Source organism: Spirillospora sp. NPDC047279 (assembly GCF_040643285.1).
Lineage (GTDB): Bacteria > Actinomycetota > Actinomycetes > Streptosporangiales > Streptosporangiaceae > Spirillospora.
On record NZ_JBEYUA010000006.1, the window covers coordinates 340,199 to 362,806 of the forward strand.

The window sequence follows — 22,608 nt, forward strand, 5'->3', positions numbered from 1 at the left end:
ATCCCCTGACCGAACGCCACCGGCCGAGCACCGGCTGTGCGTGTTGGGGACGCCCCAAAACTACGGACGCTGTACGATGTTTCACATGCCCGTGGAGACCGTCATCCCCTGCCTGCCCTGCCGCCAGCTCGACGACGTGCTGCCGTTCTACGAGGCGCTGGGCTTCGAGATGACCTACCGGCAGGAGCGGCCCAACCCGTACGCGTCCGTCCGCCGCGGCGGGATCGAGCTGCACTTCTTCGGCGTTCCGGAGTTCGATCCCGAGCAGTCCATGGGGAACGTGATCGTGATAGTCCCCGACACCGAGGAGCTGCACGCCGCGTTCGCCGCGGGCCTGCGGCGCGCGTTCGGGAAGCTTCCCGTCTCGGGGATCCCGCGGATGACACGGCCGCGCCGCATCCAGGGCACCGCCGGCGGGTTCATGGTGGTCGATCCCGGCGGCAACTGGGTGCGGATCACCCGGCGGGCCGAGGACGTCGACGAGCCCGATCCCGCGGAGGGCAGGCTGGCGCGCGTGGTCGCCGCGGCCGCACGCCAGGGGGACTCGCACGGCGACGAGGCCGCAGGGATCCGCGTGCTGGAGAACGGGCTCGCCAGGCACGCCGACGCGCCGCCCGCCCAGCGGCTCCCCGCGCTGGTCTATCTCGCCGAACTGCGCATGCGCACCGGCGACCGGGACGCCGCCGCCGCCCTGCTGGCCGAGATCGAGTCGATGGACCTCACCCCCGCCGAACGCCAGGCCCTCGCCAAGGACCTCGCCACCGCCACCGAGCTGAAGACCGACCTGGCCCCCTGACGCCCTGCCCCCTGACGCCCTGCCCCCTGGCCCGGCGGATCGACGGCGACGACCAGAAGATCAATTTCTCCTCGCAGCCGCGGCCTCACCGCGAAGAGCGGGTTGAGTGGCGACGCCGCGGGCTTGGCATAACGCTGCGGACCGTCCCGTCACTCCCTTATTCAGGGCCTTTGGCGTTAGGCTTCGACCCCGCCCGTTTCCAGACGAAGCGCGCGCTACCGAAAAAGGGCTCACTCCAGCCATCATCGGCCCCATTTATTCGAGGCCTTTGTGCACGGAACCGGATGAGCAAGGCCGCCGGGGACCCGAGCCGGGAATAAGTCACCAGTACTACAAATGGCGACAAAACATGAAATAGGAACGACCGGGCGATGCTACGCGTCATCGCACACCCGGCAGCCACGGCGGCCGTGCGGATCGAGCGACACGGGCATGACCTGCTGGTTTCGGCGCTGTCGACACATAAATCTATCGATGAGGCCATCAACATGACTACCAATATGACTCCGGAAAAAGCGCATCATTGAGACTGTAGGAGACACATTCTGGAGCGTCGGCAGCCAATGCTTCAGACCAATTCCTCGTTAAGGGTTGCCTCTCTCGACGCCCATCTGCCTATAGTCCCGAGAACAGGCCACGACGCCCGAACACCGGTTCGGTTCATGCCGTCGGGCCAAATTTCTCGAGGGTGGTGAAATGGGCTCAGTAGGCCGTACACGGTCAGCGAAGCGAATGATTGTGTCCCTGTTGGTCCTGCCATTGACGGCTCTGCTGCTGCTGTGGGTGTTCGTCGTCATCTTCGCGATCGGCGACAGTATGCGGCTGGTCAACGCGAACACGTTCGACAGCAAGGTCGTGCGGCCGACGGAGTCGCTCATCGCCGAACTGCAGAACGAGCGCCGCATGTCGCTGGCGTTCCTCGCCGACGACCCGTTCACCGGCCGGGTCGGCTTCGACGCCCAGCGCCTGCGGACGAACCAGGCGCGCGACCGGTTCGCCGAAGCCGCCGGGAGCGGCGACCTGGACCGGGCCACCACGGCGGAGACCCGCGAGCGCATGCGCACGCTCGTCACGAAGCTCGGCGACCTGCCGCCGACGCGCAAGAACGTGGACGGCAAGCGGGTGCCGAGCAGCGAGGTGCTCAAGGCCTACACCGAGCTCATCGAGGCGGCCGGAGCGATCTACGACGCGGCCTACCCCGGCGAGCCCGACATCGGCCGCGACACCAGGACCCTCATCGGCTTCCAGACGGCGCGCGAGCACATCAGCTACGAGGACGCGCTGATCACCGGTGCGGTGGCGCGCAACCGGCCGACCCCGGCCGAGCAGTCCGAGTTCGCCCGGCGGGTCGGCGCCCACCGGCTCCGCTACGCCGAGCTCGCCGAGGCGCTGCGCCCCGCCGACCGCGAACGGCTGGCCGCGCTCGTCGGCAGCCCGGCGTACCGCGAGCTGGCCGGTCTCGAAGACCAGGTGATCGCTTGGGAGTCGGTCGACCTCGGTTCCTGGTACACCAGGTCCGAGGCCGCCATGAAGGCCCTCCGCGACTTCAGGGACCAGACCCTCGGCCGGGACCCGGGCGACCTGGGCGACTGGCGGGCCAAGTCCGACACCGCCGCGAAGGCCGTCGACTCCATCGGCGAGTTCAGGGCCCAGACGATGGAGCGGCAGCCGGTCGACCTCGGCGCCTGGCACGCCAAGTCCGAGGCCGCCATCAACGCCATGGTCGAGTTCGAGGACCAGACCCGCCGGGGCATCTCCGACCGGGCCGCCGACCATGCCCGCGGGGTGCTGATCCGGCTCGGCCTGGCCGGCGGCATCGGGCTCGTCGCGGTGATCATCTCCTCGATCGTCGGGGTCCGGCTGGGCCGCCGCCTGGTCGTGGAGAACCGCGAGATGGTCCGGACGGTGGAGAACTTCGCCACCAAGGAGCTGCCGAGCCTGGCCGGGCGCATCCACAAGGGCGAGCAGGTCGACCCCGACGCCGACTCTCCTCCCAACAGGTTCGAGCTCCACGAGATCTCCCAGGTCTACGAGGCCTTCGCCGAGGCCAGGCGCGCCGTGGTGCGGGCGACCGTCGCCGAGGCCGCCACCCGCCGCGGGCTCGGCGAGGTGTTCGTCAACCTGGCCCGCCGCAACCAGGTGCTGCTGCAGCGGGTGCTCAAGCTGCTCGACGGCATGGAGCGCAAGGCCAAGAGCCCCGACGAGCTGGCCGAGCTGTTCACCATCGACCACCTCGTCACCCGGATGCGCCGGCACGCCGAGGGCCTGGTCATCCTGGCCGGACGGTCCGCCGGGCGCACCTGGAACGCCCCCGTCCCGATCGTCGACGCGGTCCGGGCCGCGGTCTCGGAGATCGAGCAGTACCAGCGGGTCAAGGTCCAGCCGATGCCCGAGACCCACGCGCTGGCCGGCACCACCGCCGCGGACGTGATCCACCTGATGGCCGAGCTGATCGAGAACGCCGTCATGTACTCGCCGCCCGGCACCCAGGTCACCGTGACCGCCCAGACGGTCGCGCACGGCGTGGCCGTCGAGGTGGAGGACCGCGGGCTCGGCCTGGACCCCGACAAGATGGCGATGCTCAACCAGACCCTCTACGAGGCGCCCGACTTCGACCTGTTCGACAGCGCCAGGCTCGGCCTGTTCGTCGTCGCGCGGCTGGCCGCCAAGCACGACATCCGGGTGCTCCTGCGGGCCTCCCCCTACGGCGGAACGACGGCGATCGTGCTGCTCCCCGACACTATGCTCGCCGAGACCGGCGGGAGCGCGCAGGCGCCCGTCGTGCACGTGCCGGAGCCCGCCCTTCCGCCGGCGGCCGAGTCGCACCGGCAGCTCATCTCGCTGGAGCAGGGCAACGGATCGGTGGAGCAGGGCGGCGAGCCGCACCGGATCCAGTTCGACGTGCCGGACGACCACCCGGGGGCCGAGGAGGACGACCTCCCCCAGCGCACCCGGCAGCAGAGCCTGGATCCCCGGCTGCGGGACCGCCCGCCGGCCCAGGAATCCGTACCGGTGCCCGCGCCGGCGGAACGCCCGGCGGAACAGCTCCGCAGCAGGTTCTCGGCGATGCAGGACGGCTGGCAACGCGGACGGCAGGCGGCCGACGAGGAACGACGGTCAGGGAAGTGACATTGAGGAGGCCGAGGATGACCGGTAAGACCACCAGCAACCGCGAGCTCAACTGGCTGCTCGACTCGGTACTCGACCGGGTCGTCTCCGCACGGCATCTCGTGGTGTTGTCCGGGGACGGGCTGCGCATCGCCTCGTCGTGCGGCATCAGCCGGGAGGACGCCGAGCATCTGTCCGCGGTGGCCGCCGGATTCCAGAGCTTGGCCCGCGGGACCGCGGAGCAGTTCCACGGCGGGGGCGTCCGCCAGACGATCGTGGAGATGGACCACGGCTTCCTGTTCATCACCGAGGCCGGGCAGGGCGCGTGCCTGGCGCTGCTCGCCCATGGCGACGCCGATGTGGGGGTCATCGCCTACGAGATGGCACTGCTGGTCAGCCGGGTCGGGCAGCACCTGTCGGTCGGCAACCGGGCGCCGGACGGCCCCTGATGCCCGAGCCGTTCCTCGATGAGGACCCGGGCCCGATCGTGCGCCCGTACACGCTGACCGGGGGCCGCACCCGCAGCGACGCCGAGGACGCCTTCGACCTGGTCAGCCTGATCGAGACCACCGACGATCCGGTCCTGCCCACCATGGATCTCGGGCCCGAACACCTGAGGATCCGGCAGATCTGCGCCCGGTCCCTCTCGGTGGCGGAGGTCGCCGCCGACCTGGATCTGCCGGTCGACGTGGTCCGGGTGCTGCTCGGGGACCTGCTGGGGCACCACCTGATCCGATCGCGCCGGCCGGCGGCCGGCTCCCAGCTGCCGGACGACCGACTGCTGAAGGAAGTCATCGATGGACTCAATGAGCTCTGATCGACCGGATCCGGTCGCCATCAAGATCATGATCGCGGGGGGCTTCGGTGTCGGCAAGACCACCCTGGTCGGCGCGATCAGCGAGATCCGCACCCTCCGCACCGAGTCGGCCATGACCGCGCGGAGCGAGGGCGTGGACGACACCGGCCTGGTGCCGCAGAAGACCACCACGACGGTGGCCATGGACTTCGGCCGGATCACCCTGCGGGAGGGGCTCAGCATCTACCTGTTCGGCACGCCGGGGCAGAACCGCTTCTGGTTCATGTGGGACGAGCTGGCGACCGGCGCGCTCGGCGCGGTGGTCCTCGCCGACACCCGGCGGCTCTCCGACTGCTTCGCCGCGGTCGACTACTTCGAACAGCGCGGGCTGCCCTTCCTCGTGGCGGTCAACCAGTTCGACGGCGCGCGGACCTACGAGCCGGCGAAGGTGAAGAACGCCCTCGCCCTGGAGCCGCACGTGCCGGTCCTGGTCTGCGACGCCCGCGAACGCGAGTCGGCGAAACGGACCCTGGTCTCCCTCGTCGAGCACGTCATCAAAGAGAAGGAACGGACGGCATGAGAACGACCAGTGCCCTGGCCCTCGCGCTGACGCTGGGCCTCCCCCTCTCCTCCTGTTCCGCGGGGGACCAGGTCTCGGTGCGGGAGGGGACGCCCGGGATCACCGAGAAGGCCTGCCCGAACGCGGTCAACAAGGACAACGGGTGCATCTACCTCGGCTTCCTCACCGACCAGAGCAGCACCGCGTTCAAGGCGACCGCCGCGATCGGCACGGAGGCCCAGCGCGCGTTCTGGCACCGGGTCAACCTCCAGGGCGGCATCGGCGGTTACGACATCGACGCCACCTCCAACGTGCTCGACAACGGGTACGACCCGGCCAAGAACGCCGGCGCCCTGCGCGCGAGCAAGGACAAGGTGTTCGCCTACGCCCAGATGTTCGGCTCCAAGCCGACCGTCGAGGCCCTGCCGGAGCTCAAGCGCGAGTCCATCGTGACGGTGCCGGTGAGCTTCACCTCGGAGTGGGTGTTCGCCGAGAACGTCCTGGAGACGGCGGCGAGCTACTGCATCGAGGCCATGAACGGCATCGACTACGCGGTCGCGGCGTTCCCCAAGAAGGGCTTCGAGGTCGACAGCGTGCTCGCCGTCCACTACCCGGGCGACTACGGCGCCGACGCCGCCGGCGGCGCGAGGAGGGCCGCGCAGGCGCACGGCCTGGCGTTCGAGGACATCACGGTCATGCCCGGGCTGACACCGTCCTCCGACGCGATCAAGAAGATCATCGAGAAGCGGCCGAGCCTGGTGATGCTCTCGGTCGGGCCGCCGGACACCGCGGCCATCGTCGGCGCCGCGAGCAAGGGCGGCTATCGCGGCCGGTACATCGGGAGCAACCCCGGCTGGTCTCCCAAGCTGCTGCAGACGGCGGCGGGCCCGGCCTTCCAGAAGCAGTACTGGCAGGCCACGGTCGCCCGCGAGTTCGCGACGGACTCCCCGGGCCACGCGGCGATGCGCAAGGCGCTCAAGCAGGTGGCGCCCAGCGACACCTACGTCAGCGGCTGGATCCTCTCCTATCCGCTCAAGGCAGCCCTGGAGCAGGCCGCCGCGAGCGGAGAGCTGTCCCGGCAGAGCCTCCTCGAGGCCGTCCGCCATCTGAAGCCCGTCGACTACGAGGGCATGTTGCCGCCCGGCGACCCCGGCCCGCGGCGCGGCCCCCGGCAGAGCACGATCGGCCACGCCGACCCGACCCAGTACTCCGGCATCCGGTCCGACACCGACTTCTTCGAAGGCTCCACCTCCAAGAAGTTCTCCTTCGACAAACCCTGCTACGCCACCTGATCGCGCCTTAGCCCGCGAGGGACCGCGAGGTCCGGGATCCGTGGACGTTCGCGGCCTGCCACGATTCGCTCGTGGCAGGCCGCGGCGCGTCAGACCAGTTCCTCGTCGTAGGCGTTCAGCGCGAAGACCATGCTGATCACGCGCGGGTCGCTGCGGTCGGTGGCCGTGGCGCGCAGCCGGGACACGAACGCGACCGCCCGGCGGTTCTCGGCGACCAGGTGGGCCGTGACGCGCTCGAAACCCGCCGACCGGGCCGACCTCAGCAGCAGCACGCAGACGGCGCGGCCGATGCCGCGTCCCTGCCAGTCGTCGGCCACCAGCAGCCCCAGCTCGACGGTGCACGGCTCCTCGGTGAACGCCAGCCCGCACAGGCCCACCAGCGGACCTTCGGGTTCGTGCACGGCCAGATAGACACCTTTCCCGCGGTCCGTCATGTGGTGGAGCATGGACGCGGTCGGCTGCCTGAGGCCGGAGTGGTAGCGGTGGTACCGCGTGGTGGCCGAGCAGCGCAGGTGCAGCTCACAGATCTCGTCGCGGTCGGCGGGGACGGTGGGCCTGACGTCCACCACGGCTCCGTCCACCGGGATCCGCGTGGCGGAGATCCGGCCGAGCGCCGCCCGCCGCGGATCGGTCACGGCGCCGTCCATGGGAACCCGCATCGCGGGGATCGTCTGGCTGAGCGCCGCTTGCCGCGGATCGGTCATCGTGCCTCCGTACTGTGGAATGCCGGCGTCGGGACCAGGCGGACGGCGGCGCCCTGGCAGAGCCCCGATTTCACGCCGTTGATGGAGATCAGGAGGTCTCCGCGCACGGTGGGGCACGGGTCGCCGGTGACCTCCACGACGAAGAGCTCGCACTCCAGCAGGCGGCTGGCCGGAGTCGCCTCGCCCCGGAACCTGGCCCTCATCGGCTGTTCGGGCACGATGTCGAACTCCCAGTCCTCCCGCCCCGCGGTGTGGCCGAGCGCGGCGAGGTAGAACGACATCGCCTGGATGCCGAACTGCCACATCAGGCTGCCGGGCATGCAGGGGTCGTCGAGGAAGTGCGCGTCGAAGTACCAGTCGTCGGGCGAGATCGGGAGGGCGGCGCGCAGGTACCCGCGCCGCGGATCGAATTCGGGCACCTCCCGCAGCAGGCGCAGTGGCCCGTCCCGCGGAATCGGCAGGTCGAACGCCGTGATGTCCGCCTCGCCGAACGCCCGGGGGACGCCGGGCGCGTCCCCGGGTCCGGCGCCGGGGCTGCCGCCGGGCCCCGGCTCCCAGACGAGGCCGCCGCCCGCGGTGCCCCCGGTGCGCGCGAAGACGCCCGCGCGGCCGTTCCGCACGCTCATCCGCAGCTCGTCGCCGACATGGGACTCGCCGCTGAACGAGACCAGGACCGCGCCGTCGTGCTCGAAGTGCTCGCCGATCCGGGTCTCGTGCCGCAGGGTCTCCCCCGCGCGCGGTCGCGGGCCGTGGAAGACGACCTCCGCGTCGAGCAGCCTCGCCGACCGGTCGCCCGTGCCGGGATCGAATCCCAGCCAGCTGAGCAGCGGCAGGGCGATCTGCACGGTCTCGGCCATGAGCCCCGCGGGCATGCGCCCGCCGGGGTCGAGGAACCAGCTGTCCGGCCGGACGTCGGTCTCGGAGTGGATCGTTCCATGGCCTCGGGACATCGGGACCGCGTGCACCCCGGTCACCCGGTCGAGCATGAGCATGGGCCCTCGGGGCAGCCGGATCCGGTGGCGCAGGCCGTCCAGGTGGGAGAACCCGGGGCCGAAGGCCGCCGACACCCGGCCCTCGGCCAGCTCGTCCAGCCCCGCCCGGTCCAGCACCGGCCCCGCCCGGTCCAGCGCCGGCTCCGGCCGCTCCGGCACCGCGCCCGGTCGGGGCAGCACCGGAGGCAGCGCGGGCGGTGGCACCATCACCTGCCGTGACAGTGCCCGGGCCACCGCGTCGGCGTCGACGCCGACACCGGCGGCGGCCAGTTCCGCGACCGTGCGCCAGAGCCGGTGGACGCCGCGCCCCGGCTCGTCCATCGCCACCGCGACATGGTCACGGCCGTCCAGGATCCGGTCGATGAACGTGGTGCACTGGCGGCGGGGGCCCATCTCGACGAAGGTCCGTACCCCGTCCGCGTAGGCCCGTTCGATCAGCGCGGGAAAGTCGATCGGGTGCAGGTGCAGGCCGGTCATCGCCTCGGCGACCCGCTCCGCGGACACCTCGTAGGAACGTGCGGTCACCCCGCTGTAGAAGCGCGTGCCCGTCGCCGGGCGCACGGGACCGGTGAAGCCCCGCCGTACCCGGTCGGCGATCCCGGCGAGCTCCGGCACGTGTGCGGCGAGCTCGTAGTCGAGCGGCAGCGCGTACTCGCCGAAGACCTCGCCGACCCGGACGGCCGCCGCGGCCTCTCCCCCGATCACGAACAGGCCCGGGGCGCTGACCACCAGCAGATGGACGGCGGGCTCGGCGGCGACGGCCGCCTCGAGCTCGCCACGGTCCGCGCGGATCAGGAAACTGGCCCACCGGTCGCCCTCGGTCCCGGCATCACGCCAGGCCGCACGGAGCGCACGGAACTCCCCGGCCATGTCGGTCGTGTACAGGCTTCCCCCGCACAGCCCGGCCATCAGCCGCCGGGGATCCCGCCAGACCCCCAAGGCGATCAGCGCGACGGTCTCACCGAACGAGTAGCCGATCGCGGCGCCGGGCCGCAGCCCGAACAACGTCTGCGCGATCGCGGTGTGCAGCGAGCCGAGCCGGGCGCAGTCCAGGAGCCTGCCCAGCACGCCGGGCTCTCCTCCGTCGCCCAGGACCGTACTGGTGAGGCCGGGCAGTGCCGCGGCGAGTTCCCGTCCCATGCCGTCGTAGGAGGCCGCCCCGTTGGTGTAGACGAAGGCGACCTCGCCGCTGATCGGCGCCTCCCGGAAGGCCACCCCTCGCGGTCGTGGCCCTCCGTTCCGCAGCCAGCCCGCCGCCCGTTCGGCATCGGCGGGGTCGACGATCACCAGGCGGGCCGGGCCGGTGTCGGACTCCCGGCGCGCCTCCAAAGCCGCCAGCACCGCGGCCCGGTCGGCGCCGGAGTAGATCCGAAGCCTCATGAGGGCCTCAGCACGAGCTCCAGGTCGCGGAGCTCCGCGAACGGTTCGCCGGCGACGGTGGTCAGCGCGACATGGCACTGGGCGTGGTCCCCCCGCGCCGGCACGGCACGGACCGTACAGCCGAGCCGGCCGCCGGCCGAGCCGGTGCGATGGGCCCGGAACTCCCCCAGCGCCATCGGCAGGGTCGCGCCGCCGAGCAGGCCCTCGGCCCACACGACCGCGAGCTGCAACGCGCCGTCGATCGCGGCGGGATCGGTCTGCCAGTCGCCGTCCCGCCAGTCCAGGTCGCCGAGTCCGGTGACGGAGCCGCGGGCCCCGGTCGCCGAAACGCCCTCGATCTTCGCCAGCGCCTGGAACAGCGGCCCGTGGAAGAGGGTCCCGCCGTCGTAGACCTCGTCTCTCGCCGAGGGTTCGAGGTCCTCCGGCGGGCGCAGCGGCTCCAGCGGCCCGGGGTCGGGCTCGATCAGCGCACGGTAGTGGGGGTGTCTCCCCTCGCCGTGCAGTTCCGCGACGAGCCCGCCCCTGGATCCCGACAGGGTGAAGCGGTGCCCCTCCCTGGCGAGGTCCGGCAGCGGCGCGCCGCGCAGCACCCGGACGTCGCGGAGCGCCACCCGGCCGGCGTCGGGGTGCCAGGAGCGCGCCGCAGCGGTGAGCCACTCCAGCGCCTGCGCCATCGGCAGGACCGGGGTACCCGCGATCACATGGTCGGCCAGATGCGGATGGCTCCGCGCGTTCACCGTCACCTGAGCCCGGATCGGCTCGTCCGGACGGCCGAGCGCCTCGGCGGGACGGGCCGAACCGTCGGCGGCGGTGATCACCACCCTGGAGCCCCGGCCGGAGCCGAGTTCCGCGACGAAGGCCTCCGCGCCGGCGTCCGGCGGCAGCAGCGGTACGCCCGCGCGGGTGAAGTGGGCGGCCAGCGCCGGCGTGACCATGCCGCCGTCCCAGGGCCCCCAGGCGATCGAGCTGACGTGGCAGCCGGGACGGCGCGCCGCCTCCGCCGACGCCACCTGGGCGAGGACCTCGTTGGCCATCGCGTAGTCGCACTGGCCCTGGTTGCCGAACGTCCCCGCGACGGAGGAGAAGACGCACAGGGTGGTCAGCGGGTCCTCGGAGGTCGCTTCGAGCAGCGTGGACAGGCCCACGGCCTTGGTGTCGAAGACGCCGTCGAACTGGGCGTCGGTCTTCTCCGCCAGGTACCGGTCGGCGAGCCGTCCGGCGGCGTGCACCACGGCGGTGATCGGCCCCCAGCCGGCCCGTACCTCGTCCAGGGCAAGGTGCAGTGCCTCGGCGTCGGTGGCGTCCACGGACAGGTAGCGTGCGGGCGACCCCGCCGCCGCGAGCGCCGCGAGCGTGGCGCGGATCTCGCGGACCGCCATGATCTGGCGTACCCGCGCGGCCAGTTTCGCCGGCGCCGGGGACCCGCCCGCGGGCCGGGCCAGTTCCCGGGTGAGGGTCTGCTCATCGGCGTCATCGGGCAGGCCCGCCGGTTCGTCGGCCAGTTCGGTCCTGCCGAGCAGGACGAGCCGGGGACGGCGGTGCCGGGCCAGTTCGGTCAGGGCCGCAGCGGTGACGCCCCGCCCTCCGCCCGTCACGACCATCACCGAATCCGGCCCGATCCTCTCCCGGCCGCCACGCATGGGCTCGGCGGATGTCAGCTCGGCGGACGCCGGTCCGGCAGGCACCGGCCCAGCGGGCGCCGGTCCGGCGCCCGGCAATCCAGCGAGCGTTGGCTCGGCGGGCGTTGGCTCGGCGGGCGTTGGCTCGGCGGGTCTGGGGCGCGGGGTCACTCGGGTGCCGTCGGCGCGCAGGCCGACGTCGAGCAGCGGGCCGCCCCACAACAGTTCGGCCGTGATGGCCTCGGCCAGTTCGACGAGGGCGCGGCCCGCCCTGGCACAGTCGATGGCCTTGACCGCGGCCCGCGGCCATTCCTTGGCGGCGGTCCTGGCCAAGGCCGCGAACCCGCCGACCCAGGCCCGCTCCCCCGCACCGGCCAGCCCGAAGTCCCCGCCGGTGTCCTGGACGGTGACGAACAGGCCGCCGGCCGTTCCCAGCGTGTGCGCGAGCCGCCGAGCGAGCCGGAACGCGGTGCGCTGGTGCCGGAACCCGTCGTCCGGTCCTGCGACCGGCGCCATCCCGCCGAGCAGCACGACGCCCCCGGCGTCGTCGGGAACCTCGTCGCAGGAGGCGCTGGGCGTGGCCGGCACGCCCTGCGCCCGCAGGCACTCGGCGAGCGGGGCTGCCAGCCCGGTCCCCTCGTCCACGACGAACAGCCGGGTGTCCCTCAGGCCGTACATGGTCAGCCCGGTGGGCGGCGCCGGGACCGCCACCACCTCCTGCCGGAGGACGCGGCCGACGAGCGGGGTCTCCGCGGCGGGTTCAGATCGCGCCGCTAGGAAGCCGCCAGGGATTTTCCCGGCACCACCGCCGTCTGGAGCCGGTCGACGATCTGCTGCAGGGTCCGCAACGAGCCCAGCTCGGCCGCGGGGGCGTCCAGATCGCCCAGCTTCCCCTTCAGCCCGGAGAAGATCTCGACCCGCTTGATCGAGTCGATCCCCAGGTCGGCCTCCAGCTCCATGTCCGCGTCCAGCATCTCCACCGGGTAGCCCGTCCGGTCGGCCACCACCTCCATCAGCGCGGCCGCCAGATCGGGACCGTCCTGGGCGGGCGGGGCGGGCGTTCGCGGAGGTGCCGGGGCCGGAACGGTCGGAGCCGCCGGCGGAGCCGGGGTCGGGACGGTCACCGGGGCAGGGGCCGGGGCGGTCGATGCCGCCGGAGCCGGTGCGGGGACGGCCTGCGCCGGGGCGGCGACCGCCGGAGCGAGCACCGCCGCGGCGGGCTTCCGCTGGGCCGGTACGAGCGGCGCGAGCCCCCTCTCGTTCTCGTCGACCAGCGCTTGCTGGGAGAAGTGAAGGTAGGCCAGGTGGGCATCCGTCATCAGGCGCTGGAAATCGGCGTGCGCCTCGCTGGCGCGGCGCAGGATCTCGTCCCGGGCGGTCATCGGTTCTCCTTCGGTGGCTTCCAGGTCCGGGACCGGTTCCCACGGTGCGGGGCCGGGGTCCGGTGTGATGATGCGGGCCGGCTCGGGCGGCGGTGCCTCCACGGCCAGCGGATAGGGCCTGTCGTGGTTGCCGCCGTCGATCTTGACGGACAACTTCGGCGCCGGCGCGACGGGCCGCACCGGCCCGTACGGCAGCCAGTGCGCCGCCCAGTCGAGGCCGAAACCGTGCACGGCCAGCCTGCCGAGCCCCTGGTAGAGGGCGTTCATCCCGTTCTGCCCGGCCCGGTCGAGCGAGACCGCCAGATGGGGGCGGCCCGCCAGGACCCGCTGGACCAGGCCGGTCAGCGGTCCGGAGGCGCCGACCTCGACGAAGGTCCGGACGCCCGCCGCGTACATGGCCTCGATCTGCTCGGCGAACAACACGGGCGAGGCCAGGTGGCCACTGATCCGGGCACGGATCTCGTGCGGATCGGCGGGATGGACCGGGTAGAGGCTCGCGTCCGCGTTCGCGTAGATGTCGAGCACGGGCGCGCCGATCTCGGCCGTGCCGAGGAACCCGGCGAACGGCTCGCAGGCCGAGGAGACCAGCGGGCTGTGGAACGCGGCCGCGGCGCGCAGCCTGGTGGTCCGCACCTGGCGGCGGGCGAGGTGGGCGGCCATCGCCTCCAGCCCGTCGATCGAGCCGGACAGGATCGTCTGCTTCGGCGCGTTGCTGTTGGCGATCCACACCTCCGGCACTCCGCTCCCGGCCAGCTCGTTCTCGGTCTCCGAACGGGAGAGGGCGACCGCGAGCATCCCGCCCGGACGTTCGGCGGCGTCCCGCATCAGCTCGCCCCGGCGGCGCGCGATCCGCATCAGGGTGCCGGTGTCGTAGGCCCCGGCGACCTGGAGGGCGACCAGCTCGCCGAAGCTGTGGCCGGCCACGCAGTCGGGGGTGAGCCCGAGCTCGGCGAGCACCTCGTACAGCGACAGGCTGTGCGCGGCGAGCGCGGGCTGCGCCCACTCGGTGGCGGTCACCCGGTCCTGCTGGGCGGCTCGTTCCTCGGGCGTGAACGCGGGCGGCGGGAACACCACCCGGTGCAGCGGGTCGCCGTCGAACTCCAGCGTGCCGAGCTCGTCCCAGACGCGGCGCGCGGCGGGCAGCTCGACCGCGACCGACGCCCCCATGCCGGGGTACTGCGCGCCCTGGCCGGGGAACAGGAAGGCGACCTTGCCCTGGACCGGGTCGCCGGTGGCGTAGTGCACGCCAGGGCCGTTCAGGGCACCGAGCCGTTCGCGCAGGGTCTCCAGATCGCCGGCCACCACGGCCAGGCGGTGCGCGGCGGCCGGATCGAAGCCCTCCTGGCTCGCCCGGGCCAGCGCCACCAGGTCGTCCGCCTCGGCGGCCTCCCGCATCCGGTCGCGCAGCCCGGCCTCCGACGCGGCGCTCAGGAGCACCAGCTCGGCGGGCGAGGTCCTGATCCGGTACGGGCGCCGTCCCTTCCCGCCCGCGTACTCCTCGACGGTCAGGTGGTAGTTGCTGCCGCCGAACCCGAAGCTCGACACCGCGGCGCGGCGCGGGTGGGCGGAGCCCTGGATCCAGGGCCGCGTCTCAGTGTTGACGTAGAACGGGCTGGTCTCGACGGCGAGCTCGGAATTGGGCCGGTCCACCTTGATCGTCCCGGGCAGCACTCCGTGGTGCAGCGCGAGGACCGCCTTCAGCAGCCCGGCCGCTCCCGCCGCGCCCTTGGCATGGCCGATCTGCGACTTGACCGAACCGAGGGCGCACCATTGATTCCGGCGAAGCCGGTCCGGGGGGTGCGGGGGGTCGTCCTCCCTCGGGAGGTCCTGGCCGTCGGCGGAGGCGGCGGAGGCGGCGGCGGCGGAGAACACCGAACGCAGCGCGGAGAACTCGGCCTTGTCGCCCGCCCTGGTGCCGGTGCCGTGCGCCTCGACCAGCCCGACGGTCTCCGGCCCGTACCCGGCGAACTCGTAGGCCCGGCGCAGGGCCCGCTGCTGGCCTTCGGGGAGCGGCGCGTAGATGGCGTTGCTCCGGCCGTCCGAGGACGTGCCGAGCCCCGTGATCACCGAGTAGATCCGGTCGCCGTCCCGTTCGGCGTCGGCCAGCCGCTTCAACGCGAACATCACGATGCCCTCGCCCAGGATGGTCCCGTCGGCGGCATCGGAGAAGGGCCGGCAGTCACCGGTGCGGGACAGCGCCGGGGTCTTGCTGAAGCACAGGTACAGCAGTTCGTCGTTGACCGTGTCGATGCCGCCCGCCAGCACCAGGTCCGCCCGGCCGACCGACAGCTCGTCCACCGCGGTCGACAGGGCGGCCAGCGAGCTCGCGCACGCGGCGTCGGTGGTGTGGTTGGTCCCGTGCAGGTCGAACCGGTTGGCGATCCTGCCCGCGGCGACGTTCGGCAGCAGCCCGGGGAAGGTCGCCTCCTGCCACGGCACGAACGTGTCGGAGATGTTCTGGCAGATCTCCTGCGCCCGTTCCTCCGGCACGCCCGCCGCGCGAAGCCCCGCCAGCCAGTGCGGGCGCGCGGTCCGTGCCGCCATGTGCGCGGCCAGCGGCAGGTAGCCGGTCGACCCGATGATCACGCTGGTCCGGTCCCGGTCCAGCGCGCCGGTCCCGCCCGCGTCCCGCAGCACCTGGTCGGCGACCACCAGGGCGAGCAGCTGCGCCGAGTCGGTGGCCTGCATCGTGCTCGGCGGGATCCCGTACCGCAGCGCGTCGAAGTCGACCCGCGGCAGGAATCCGCCGCGCTTGGCGTACGTCCGGTCGGGAGCCCGCGGATCGGGGTCGTAGTAGTCGTCCACCAGCCAGCGGTCGGCGGGCACCTCGCGGATCTGGTCGGTACCGGCGAGGATCATCCGCCAGCACGCGTCCACGTCGGTGGCCCCGGGCAGGATCGCGCCGAGGCTGACGACGGCGACCGGCCGCGGTTCGGGTTTCGTGCTCATGACGCCGTCTCCTCAGTCCAGGGGGCGGGGGTCGAACGCGAACGCGGCGTCGGGGACCTCGACGCCATGGCTGCGCAGCTGCTGGGCACGCGTGATCACCGCGGCGCCCTCGAGCAGGTTGCGGGCGATCTGCACGACCGACCGTCCGGCGGGTTCCGCCAGGAAGCTGCCGCCGGCCCAGTCGTTGAACGCCCCCATCGCCGGGCCGCACCAGATCTGGTAGTCCGTGCGGCGGGTGCCGTCGTTCTCCACCGCCCAGCGGCTGGACATCCCGAGGTACCAGCGGAACACCAGCGCCATCTGGTGCCGCGGGTCCCGTTCGGCCCGGGCGACCTGCTCGGGGTCACGCTCCAGCCAGAACGCCCTGGTCCCGGCCCAGACGTCGGCGTACGACGCCTTCAGCTGGGTGCGTTCGATCTTGGCCCGGGTCTGTTCGGGCACCTCGTCCCAGGAGCCGTGGGCGGTGTAGACCTGGTGCAGCTGAGCCGCCCTGAAGGCGAACATGGTGCCCCGGCGCAGCACCTGCAGCTTCACCCCGAGCTCGAACATGTCGGCCGCCGGGGCCATCACCACGTCGGCCATGCCCGCACCGCTCAGCATGGCCTTGCCGTCCTCGGACATGCCGGACTCGACGCTCGCCTGGTTGACCGAGCCGGTGACCACGTACGCGGCGCCCAGCGCGAAGGCGGCGGCGACCGCCCCCGGCGTCCCGAGCCCGCCCGCCGCGCCGATCCGGATCGGCCGGTCGTACCGGTGCTCCCCGGTCAGCCTGGCGCGGAGCGCGAGCATGATCGGCATCACGACGGTGAGCGCGCGGTTGTCGGTGTGCCCGCCGCTGTCGGCCTCGACCGTGATGTCCTCGGCCACCGGCACCGACGCGGCGAGCTCGGCCTCCGCGTGCGTGAGGTGACCACGTTCGACGAGGGCACGGACCAGATGCGCCGGAGCGGGCCGCATGAACTGCTCGGCCACCTCGGGCCTGGACACCTTGGCGAAGATCCGGGTCCTGCGCCGCACCCTGCCGCCGGCGTCCCGGGTCAGCCCGTGCGCGGCCAGCCGTACGACCGCGGGCGTGAGCTCCATGAACGCCGAGGCGGACACGGCGGGCACCCCTGCCTCCAGCAGGAGCGCGGCGACGGCGTCCTCGGTGGCCGGCTCCGACGGGGAGTGGATGAGGTTCACTCCCCAGTTGGCCCGGCCGGGCAGGGCCGCCTTCAGCTCGGCGACGGCCCGCTCCACCCGTTCCACGGGCAGTCCACCGGCACCGAAGAAGCCGAGCATGTCCGCGCGCGCCATCGCGATGACCATGGCCGTCGTGGCGATGCCGCCCGCCATCTCGCCCGCGACGTAGGGGAACCGGGCACCGTGCGCCTCGTTGAAGGACCGGTCGCCCAGCCATTCGGGATACAGCGCGGGCAGCAGCCCGAGCAGCCGGTGGCCGTCCGCGGAGCCGCCGGTGACGGTCCCGCCGATCCCGACCCCGACCCCGTGGCCGGTGCTCGAGGCCACCAGGTGGAGCGGCTCCCGGATCCGGGCGGCGTGCGCGGTGATCTGGTCCCCGCGGAACGCCGCAGGCCTGCCGTCCGGCACCCAGACCGCCGTCCCGGCCAGTGGTCGCGCGAGTACGTCCGTGCCCAACCTCACTCCTCACTTGTGGAAGTCACGAGTGAGGTTGTCATCAGGTCGCTGAAATGAGTCTGATCATCGTCTGACGAAACGCTGATCAGGGTCGTGAAACTCGGTGGACTGCGCGAGGATCGCCTGAACCCTGCTCTGGATGCCCGGCCCCGGCACGATGCCGAGCCGTTCGGCCAGCCGGTGCCGGAGCCGGTCGTAGACCGCCAGCGCCTGGGCCTGCCTGCCGCTGCGGTACAGGGCCAGCATGAGGAGATCCTGGAGCGCCTCCTCCAGCGGATGGGCCGTGGCCAGCTCCTGCAGATCCGGGATGAGCGTCGCGTGCTCGCCGCGTCCCAGCCTGAGCTCGTACAGGTGGGTGACGGCGAGCAGCCGGAGGTCCATCAGCACCGAGGCCGAGGCTGCGCAGATCGGCCCTTCGGCCGCGTCGAGCAACGCCGGCCCCCGCCACAGGCGCAGCCCGCGCTCCAGCAGCGCGATCGCCTCCGCCGGATCGCGCGACGGGTCGTACGCCTGCCGGCGCAGCTCCTTGAACCGCAGGACGTCGACCTCGTCCGGAACGACCGCGAGGGCATATCCGCCGGGGGTGGCCGTGAGCCTGTCGCGCCCCGGCCCCTCCGGCTCCCAGGCGTCCAGGTACTTGCGCAGCCGGGCCACGTGCGCGTGCAGCGCGTTCTCGACCCGGGCCGGCGGCTCCTGCGTCCAGAGCTCCTCGACCAGCTCCTCGGTCCTGACCCCGTCACCCGCCCGCAACACCAGCACGGCGAACAGCCTGCGCAGGATCGCGCTCAGTTTGTCGCTCCGGCCCTGCCCACCAATGATCTCGACAGGTCCGAGCAGGCGTATGTGGAGCAAGAAATCTCCCAAAGCAGAAGGTGGGGTTCGATCGGGACATCACATCGGGACGGCAAGATCATATATGCACTTACGATCCAGATCCTGAAGGTGGACACCAATGTCGCCCCTATCGCGCACCATCAGAGTGAATAGCCAGAGCCCAGCGAAAGCACAGGTCAGACCGGACACCGAAGCCACACCCCCGATGTCCGACCATTCCCCGCATCTCCGCTAACCGACACGGGACTTCGCACATTAAACGAAAGCGGCATTTTACCTTTCATGCTTCTATCCGGCACGCCTCTTCTGGCTCGGGCGCCGCAATTATGGCCACCGGAAGAACTGATGATGTGGCCAAAAGGACAGGCCTTCGGGGATGAGGCTTTCCCTAGCATTGTCCGCGGCAATAATTCTCACGAGGAGGCCCCATGCTCAACCTGGCGACCGTGCTGGAGGACAGCGCCCGCGAAGCACCCGACCAGGCGGCGCTCGTCCTCGGCGAGACCCGCTACCCGTACTCGACGGTCGACGCGGTGGCCTGCCAGATCGCCAACCTCCTGGTCTCGCGCGGCATCGGCAAGGGCGACAAGGTGGCCCTGGCGTGCCCCAACGTGCCCTACTTCCCGTTCGTCTACTACGGCATCCTCAAGGCCGGCGCGACGGTCGTGCCGCTCAACGTCCTCTTCCAGGCCGGCGAGATCACCTACCACCTCGACGACAGCGACGCCAAGGCGCTGTTCTGCTTCGAGGGCACCCCCCAGCTGCCGCTGGGCGAGCGGGGCAGGGCGGGCTTCGACGAGGCCTCCACCGAGCACTTCATCGTGCTCCCCGCGACACCGCGGGCGATGGAGTCGGAGTACGGCGAGACCCTGTGGGCGGCGCTGGAGGGCATGTCCCCGGAGTTCTCGACCGTCGGCACCTCGGGCGACGACACCGCCGTCATCCTCTACACCAGCGGAACGACCGGCCGCCCCAAGGGCGCGGAGCTGACCCACCAGAACATGCTGCTCAACGCCATGGTCTCCGACGAGATGTTCCCGCGCGCGGAGCAGGACGTCTATCTGGTCACGCTGCCGCTCTTCCACTCCTTCGGGCAGACCACGATGCTCAACGCGGGCTTCCGCCGCAGGGCGACCCTCGTCCTCCTGCCGCGCTTCGAGCCCGCCCCCGCGCTCGAGCTCATGCGCCGCGAGAACGTCACGATGTTCGCCGGCGTCCCGACGATGTACTGGGCGATGCTGACCAAGATCCACGCCGACGGCGACGAGGTGCCCCGCTCCCTGCGGTCGGCGGTCGCCGGCGGCTCGGCCGCGCCGGTCGAGCTCCTCAAGGACTTCGAGGCCACGTTCGGCCTCCCGATCCACGAGGGCTACGGGCTCTCCGAGACCGCCCCGGTCGCCAGCTTCAACCAGCCCGGCCGCCCCGGCAAGCCCGGCTCGATCGGCCGGCCGATCTGGGGCGTCGAGATGAGGCTCATCGACGACAAGTGGAACACCGTCGACGGCGAAGGCCCCGGCGAGATCGCCATCCGCGGCCACAACGTCATGAAGGGCTACTACAAACGCCCCGAGGCCACCGCCGAGGCCGTCCGCGACGGCTGGCTCCGCACCGGAGACCTGGCGACCCGCGACGGCGACGGCGACTACTTCATCGTCGACCGCGCCAAGGACCTCATCATCCGGGGAGGCTTCAACGTCTACCCGCGCGAGATCGAGGACACCCTCATGACCCACCCCCAGATCTCCCTGGCCGCCGTCGTCGGCGTCCCCCACGACTCGCACGGCGAAGAGGTCAAGGCCTACGTCATCCGCACCCCCGACGCCACGCTCACCGAAGACGACCTGCTCGCCTGGGGCAAGGACACCTTCGCCGCCTACAAGTACCCCCGCCTCATCGAGTTCCGCGAAGCCCTCCCCATGACCGCCACCGGCAAGATCCTCAAACGCGAACTCCGTTAACCCACCCCCCTTCGAACGCATCGAGGGACACCCCCAGCTCCGACCCCCACGTCCCAAAGAAGCCCCCCACCCGGCAGTCAGCCCCGCCCAGGCCAAACCACCCCAGCCTGCTTCCCGTATGTGTGCGGGAAGCAGGCCGTCTCCCCCACTCACCACTCCCATCGACCTCGCCTATGTAGTTGGGCATGCCGAAAACCTGGTTTCCGCGTACGTGCACGAGGAGACAGTGCTCAGTCGACAACGCCGTGGACCGTGGTGGGCCGACGGCTTCGGGCCTGGCTCCCGGAGACACCTGGTGAGTCGCATCGGGTGCAATCCCGCGCGGAGCTGCGCGTGCTGAAATCAACGCGCGTGGCAGCCCGGCCTCCAGCGAACGCGCGAGGCAGGCCGACCCGGCGTTAACACGCGTGGCGGCGCGACCCGGCGTGAACGCGCAGGTCAGACTCGTTCAGCAGAGCTCGTGGCGTCAGTGATCGCTTCAAGGCGGTCGGGCGTGTGCAAGTCTTCAGAATTTTTCGCGGCCGGTGTCGAGTGGCGCCGCGCCGGTTCGTAGCCAAGGTGAGAGGCCGGCAACGGGCCGGTCTCCGCTCACTGGAGGCCCACGATGTCCGTCGCCGCAACAACCTCCGTCACCACCGCTCCCGCTCCCGCGAAGCCGCTGATCGCCGGCGGCCTGGTCGCTGTGGCCGTCGCCTCCGCGGCGACCGCTGCCACCGCCACGGCGGGTGACTTCGCCGGGATCAGCCTCCTTGTCGGCGGCAAGCCGATCCCGCCGTCCGGGTTCGCCGTGTTGACCGCCATCTTCTCCCTGGTGGGTCTGGCACTCGCCCTGATCCTGGCCCGCACCGTCCGCCGTCCGCGCACGGCGTTCGTCCGTACCACGGTCGTGCTCACCGCGGCGTCGCTGGTACCGGACCTGCTGGCGGACGCCTCCGCGCCCACGAAGACGCTGCTGATGCTGACGCACCTGGTCGCCGCCGCGATCGTGATCCCGACCATCGCCCGCAGGCTCTCCGCCTGAACCTCTGCCCGCCTGATCCTCTGCCCGCCTGACCTCTCCAGGGAGCTCACCTTGAACGCGACCAAGACCGTGCAGACCGTGGACCAGGAGAACGTGAGCGCCACCCTGACCTTCGCCCTGCCCGCCGCGCGAGTGTTCGCGGTGCTGGCGGACCCGACGGCCCACTCCGCGATCGACGGCACCGGCTGGGTTCAGGAAGCCGCGGACCGCGCGCCGCTGACCAGGGCGGGGCAGATCTTCCGGATGGACATGCATCATCCCGACCATCCGGCCGGTGACTACAAGGTGGCCAACAAGGTCCAGGTGTTCGCTCCGCCGCACGCCATCGGCTGGCTGACGGGGACGGAGGAGCCCGACGGTCGGCTGGAGTTCGGCGGCTGGATCTGGCGGTACGACCTGACGCCGCTCGGTCCGTCCAAGTCCGAGGTCACGCTCACCTACGACTGGTCGGCGGTGCCGCAGTCCATCCGGGAGTACCTCCAGTTCCCGCCGTTCGGCCCCGAGCACCTCATCAACTCGCTGCACCACCTGGCCGAGCTCGCCGCACCAACACCCAGGTCTTGACGCCCGACGGCCACACCGCCCACGCGGACCTGCTCCCCACGCCTCGCCCGCACCCCCGACGCCCTCGCCACCTCCGACAAAGCGATCACCCCTCCGACCAACAACACCGAACGAACTTTCCCAGCCGCAACAGCCCACCCAACGTCCACTCGCAGTCGCAGTCGCAGTCGCAGTCGCGACAAGCCCAACCGACGCCGAACCACCGCCCTACCCGGCCGGTCCCGTGACCTGCTCCATCCTGCGCGAATACCTTTGCCGAGGTCGCGGGATCAGCGCGGGTCACTACCGCCCGGCAGCCGAGAGCGTCGGCGGTGCGCATTCGAGCCGACCGCGCGATGGTCCGCCCGAACCGAACGACGACCAACGCCGCGGCTTCCCAACCTGCATCCGGACGCCAGACCAACAACTTTCTAGGAGAGCACCATGACCGCTACCTACACGTTCGACATCTTCTCCAGCCTCGACGGCTACGGCTCCTACAACAGCCCCGGCGACTGGGGCGGCTACTGGGGCAAGCAAGGCCCCGAGCTGCTCGATCGCCGCTTCGCCCTGTACGGCGAGGAGCAGCGGATGGTCTACGGGGCCAACACGTACCGGGCGTTCGCGCAGATGCTGGCCTCCAGCACCGAGGAGTCCGAGGTTCGCGATCCCTGGGTCACCCGGATGAGGAACCTGCCGGCAACGGTGGTGTCGACCACGCTGCAAGGCCCGCTCGACTGGCCGGACGCGACCGTCGCGAGCGGTGACCCGGTCGACATCGTCGCCCGGCTCAAGCAGGAGTCGCCGGTGCCGTTGCGCTCGCACGGCAGCCTGTCGCTGAACCGGGCCCTGATGGCCGCCGGCCTGGTCGACCGCGTCCAGGTGACGATCTTCCCTGTCCTCACCGGCCGGACCGGCGCGGAGCCGATCTTCAAAGGCGCGGCCGACTTCGATCTCGAACTGATCGAACACCGGACGCTCGACGGCCACACCCAGGAGCTCATCTACCGGCCCACGCTGCATGGCTGAGCCCGTCC

17 protein-coding genes are annotated in these 22,608 nt (G+C 71.6%); 11 read left to right on the forward strand and 6 right to left on the reverse strand.

The window, feature by feature from the left end; all coding sequences use genetic code 11:
- Positions 1–85: 85 nt before the first annotated feature.
- From ABZ810_RS17795 to ABZ810_RS17825, 7 genes are all read left to right on the forward strand, one after another.
- Positions 86–796 carry a VOC family protein gene (locus ABZ810_RS17795; protein WP_358404084.1) on the forward strand — a complete coding sequence of 237 codons (711 nt, stop codon included), beginning with the start codon at positions 86–88 and terminating at the stop codon, positions 794–796.
- Positions 797–1,167: 371 nt separating this feature from the next.
- Positions 1,168–1,323: a hypothetical protein gene (locus ABZ810_RS17800; RefSeq protein ID WP_358404085.1), complete on the forward strand. Its 156-nt coding sequence runs from the start codon at positions 1,168–1,170 to the stop codon at positions 1,321–1,323.
- A gap of 220 nt (positions 1,324–1,543) precedes the next feature.
- Entirely contained in the window at positions 1,544–3,925 is a 2,382-nt protein-coding gene (locus tag ABZ810_RS17805) for a nitrate- and nitrite sensing domain-containing protein (RefSeq protein ID WP_358404087.1), read from the forward strand.
- Between the two features lie 17 nt (positions 3,926–3,942).
- Positions 3,943–4,353, forward strand: a complete 411-nt coding sequence (locus ABZ810_RS17810; protein ID WP_358404089.1) for a roadblock/LC7 domain-containing protein — start codon at positions 3,943–3,945, stop codon at positions 4,351–4,353.
- A complete protein-coding gene (locus ABZ810_RS17815; RefSeq protein ID WP_358404091.1) occupies positions 4,353–4,721 on the forward strand; it encodes a DUF742 domain-containing protein in 369 nt (122 codons plus the stop codon). The genes ABZ810_RS17810 and ABZ810_RS17815 overlap by 1 nt, the downstream gene beginning before the upstream one ends.
- Positions 4,702–5,280, forward strand: coding sequence for an ATP/GTP-binding protein (locus tag ABZ810_RS17820; RefSeq protein WP_358404093.1), 579 nt, complete (start codon positions 4,702–4,704; stop codon positions 5,278–5,280). The genes ABZ810_RS17815 and ABZ810_RS17820 overlap by 20 nt, the downstream gene beginning before the upstream one ends.
- Complete coding sequence (locus tag ABZ810_RS17825; protein WP_358404094.1) at positions 5,277–6,551, forward strand: ABC transporter substrate-binding protein; 1,275 nt, start codon at positions 5,277–5,279, stop codon at positions 6,549–6,551. Before ABZ810_RS17820 ends, ABZ810_RS17825 begins: the two co-directional genes overlap by 4 nt.
- 89 nt (positions 6,552–6,640) lie before the next feature.
- Here the strand turns inward: ABZ810_RS17825 and ABZ810_RS17830 are convergent, their stop codons facing one another.
- The 6 genes from ABZ810_RS17830 to ABZ810_RS17855 all read right to left on the reverse strand — a co-directional run bounded on the left by ABZ810_RS17830 (position 6,641) and on the right by ABZ810_RS17855 (position 18,067).
- Positions 6,641–7,255: a GNAT family N-acetyltransferase gene (locus ABZ810_RS17830; RefSeq protein WP_358404096.1), complete on the reverse strand. Its 615-nt coding sequence runs from the start codon at positions 7,253–7,255 to the stop codon at positions 6,641–6,643.
- Positions 7,252–9,627 carry a hypothetical protein gene (locus tag ABZ810_RS17835; protein ID WP_358404098.1) on the reverse strand — a complete coding sequence of 792 codons (2,376 nt, stop codon included), beginning with the start codon at positions 9,625–9,627 and terminating at the stop codon, positions 7,252–7,254. The genes ABZ810_RS17830 and ABZ810_RS17835 overlap by 4 nt, the downstream gene beginning before the upstream one ends.
- The gene (locus ABZ810_RS17840; protein WP_358404099.1) at positions 9,624–11,957 is read right to left on the reverse strand and encodes an SDR family NAD(P)-dependent oxidoreductase; all 2,334 of its coding nucleotides are present in this window, start codon (positions 11,955–11,957) and stop codon (positions 9,624–9,626) included. Before ABZ810_RS17840 ends, ABZ810_RS17835 begins: the two co-directional genes overlap by 4 nt.
- 62 nt (positions 11,958–12,019) lie before the next feature.
- Complete coding sequence (locus tag ABZ810_RS17845) at positions 12,020–15,577, reverse strand: beta-ketoacyl synthase N-terminal-like domain-containing protein (RefSeq protein ID WP_358404101.1); 3,558 nt, start codon at positions 15,575–15,577, stop codon at positions 12,020–12,022.
- A 12-nt stretch (positions 15,578–15,589) separates the two neighbouring features.
- On the reverse strand, positions 15,590–17,215 hold the full coding sequence (locus ABZ810_RS17850) for a PfaD family polyunsaturated fatty acid/polyketide biosynthesis protein (RefSeq protein WP_358404103.1): 1,626 nt from the start codon (positions 17,213–17,215) through the stop codon (positions 15,590–15,592).
- Between the two features lie 63 nt (positions 17,216–17,278).
- Entirely contained in the window at positions 17,279–18,067 is a 789-nt protein-coding gene (locus ABZ810_RS17855) for an AfsR/SARP family transcriptional regulator (protein ID WP_358404105.1), read from the reverse strand.
- Positions 18,068–18,477: 410 nt separating this feature from the next.
- Here ABZ810_RS17855 and ABZ810_RS17860 point away from each other — a divergent pair, with 410 nt between their 5' ends.
- The 4 genes from ABZ810_RS17860 to ABZ810_RS17875 all read left to right on the forward strand — a co-directional run bounded on the left by ABZ810_RS17860 (position 18,478) and on the right by ABZ810_RS17875 (position 22,600).
- The gene (locus ABZ810_RS17860; protein ID WP_358404106.1) at positions 18,478–20,007 is read left to right on the forward strand and encodes a long-chain fatty acid--CoA ligase; all 1,530 of its coding nucleotides are present in this window, start codon (positions 18,478–18,480) and stop codon (positions 20,005–20,007) included.
- 604 nt (positions 20,008–20,611) lie between these two features.
- Positions 20,612–21,028 carry a DUF6069 family protein gene (locus tag ABZ810_RS17865; protein WP_358404107.1) on the forward strand — a complete coding sequence of 139 codons (417 nt, stop codon included), beginning with the start codon at positions 20,612–20,614 and terminating at the stop codon, positions 21,026–21,028.
- Between the two features lie 51 nt (positions 21,029–21,079).
- Complete coding sequence (locus tag ABZ810_RS17870; RefSeq protein WP_358404109.1) at positions 21,080–21,592, forward strand: hypothetical protein; 513 nt, start codon at positions 21,080–21,082, stop codon at positions 21,590–21,592.
- Positions 21,593–22,015: 423 nt separating this feature from the next.
- Entirely contained in the window at positions 22,016–22,600 is a 585-nt protein-coding gene (locus ABZ810_RS17875; protein ID WP_358404110.1) for a dihydrofolate reductase family protein, read from the forward strand.
- Positions 22,601–22,608 lie beyond the last annotated feature (8 nt).

Coding starts and splice junctions, on each gene's coding strand:
- ABZ810_RS17795 (WP_358404084.1), top strand. CDS start 86: ATGCCCGTGGAGACCGTCATCCCCTGCCTGCCCTGCCGCCAGCTCGAC.
- ABZ810_RS17810 (WP_358404089.1), top strand. CDS start 3,943: ATGACCGGTAAGACCACCAGCAACCGCGAGCTCAACTGGCTGCTCGAC.
- ABZ810_RS17860 (WP_358404106.1), top strand. CDS start 18,478: ATGCTCAACCTGGCGACCGTGCTGGAGGACAGCGCCCGCGAAGCACCC.
- ABZ810_RS17820 (WP_358404093.1), top strand. CDS start 4,702: ATGGACTCAATGAGCTCTGATCGACCGGATCCGGTCGCCATCAAGATC.
- ABZ810_RS17845 (WP_358404101.1), bottom strand. CDS start 15,577: ATGAGCACGAAACCCGAACCGCGGCCGGTCGCCGTCGTCAGCCTCGGC.
- ABZ810_RS17875 (WP_358404110.1), top strand. CDS start 22,016: ATGACCGCTACCTACACGTTCGACATCTTCTCCAGCCTCGACGGCTAC.
- ABZ810_RS17865 (WP_358404107.1), top strand. CDS start 20,612: ATGTCCGTCGCCGCAACAACCTCCGTCACCACCGCTCCCGCTCCCGCG.
- ABZ810_RS17815 (WP_358404091.1), top strand. CDS start 4,353: ATGCCCGAGCCGTTCCTCGATGAGGACCCGGGCCCGATCGTGCGCCCG.
- ABZ810_RS17835 (WP_358404098.1), bottom strand. CDS start 9,627: ATGAGGCTTCGGATCTACTCCGGCGCCGACCGGGCCGCGGTGCTGGCG.
- ABZ810_RS17825 (WP_358404094.1), top strand. CDS start 5,277: ATGAGAACGACCAGTGCCCTGGCCCTCGCGCTGACGCTGGGCCTCCCC.
- ABZ810_RS17830 (WP_358404096.1), bottom strand. CDS start 7,255: ATGACCGATCCGCGGCAAGCGGCGCTCAGCCAGACGATCCCCGCGATG.
- ABZ810_RS17800 (WP_358404085.1), top strand. CDS start 1,168: ATGCTACGCGTCATCGCACACCCGGCAGCCACGGCGGCCGTGCGGATC.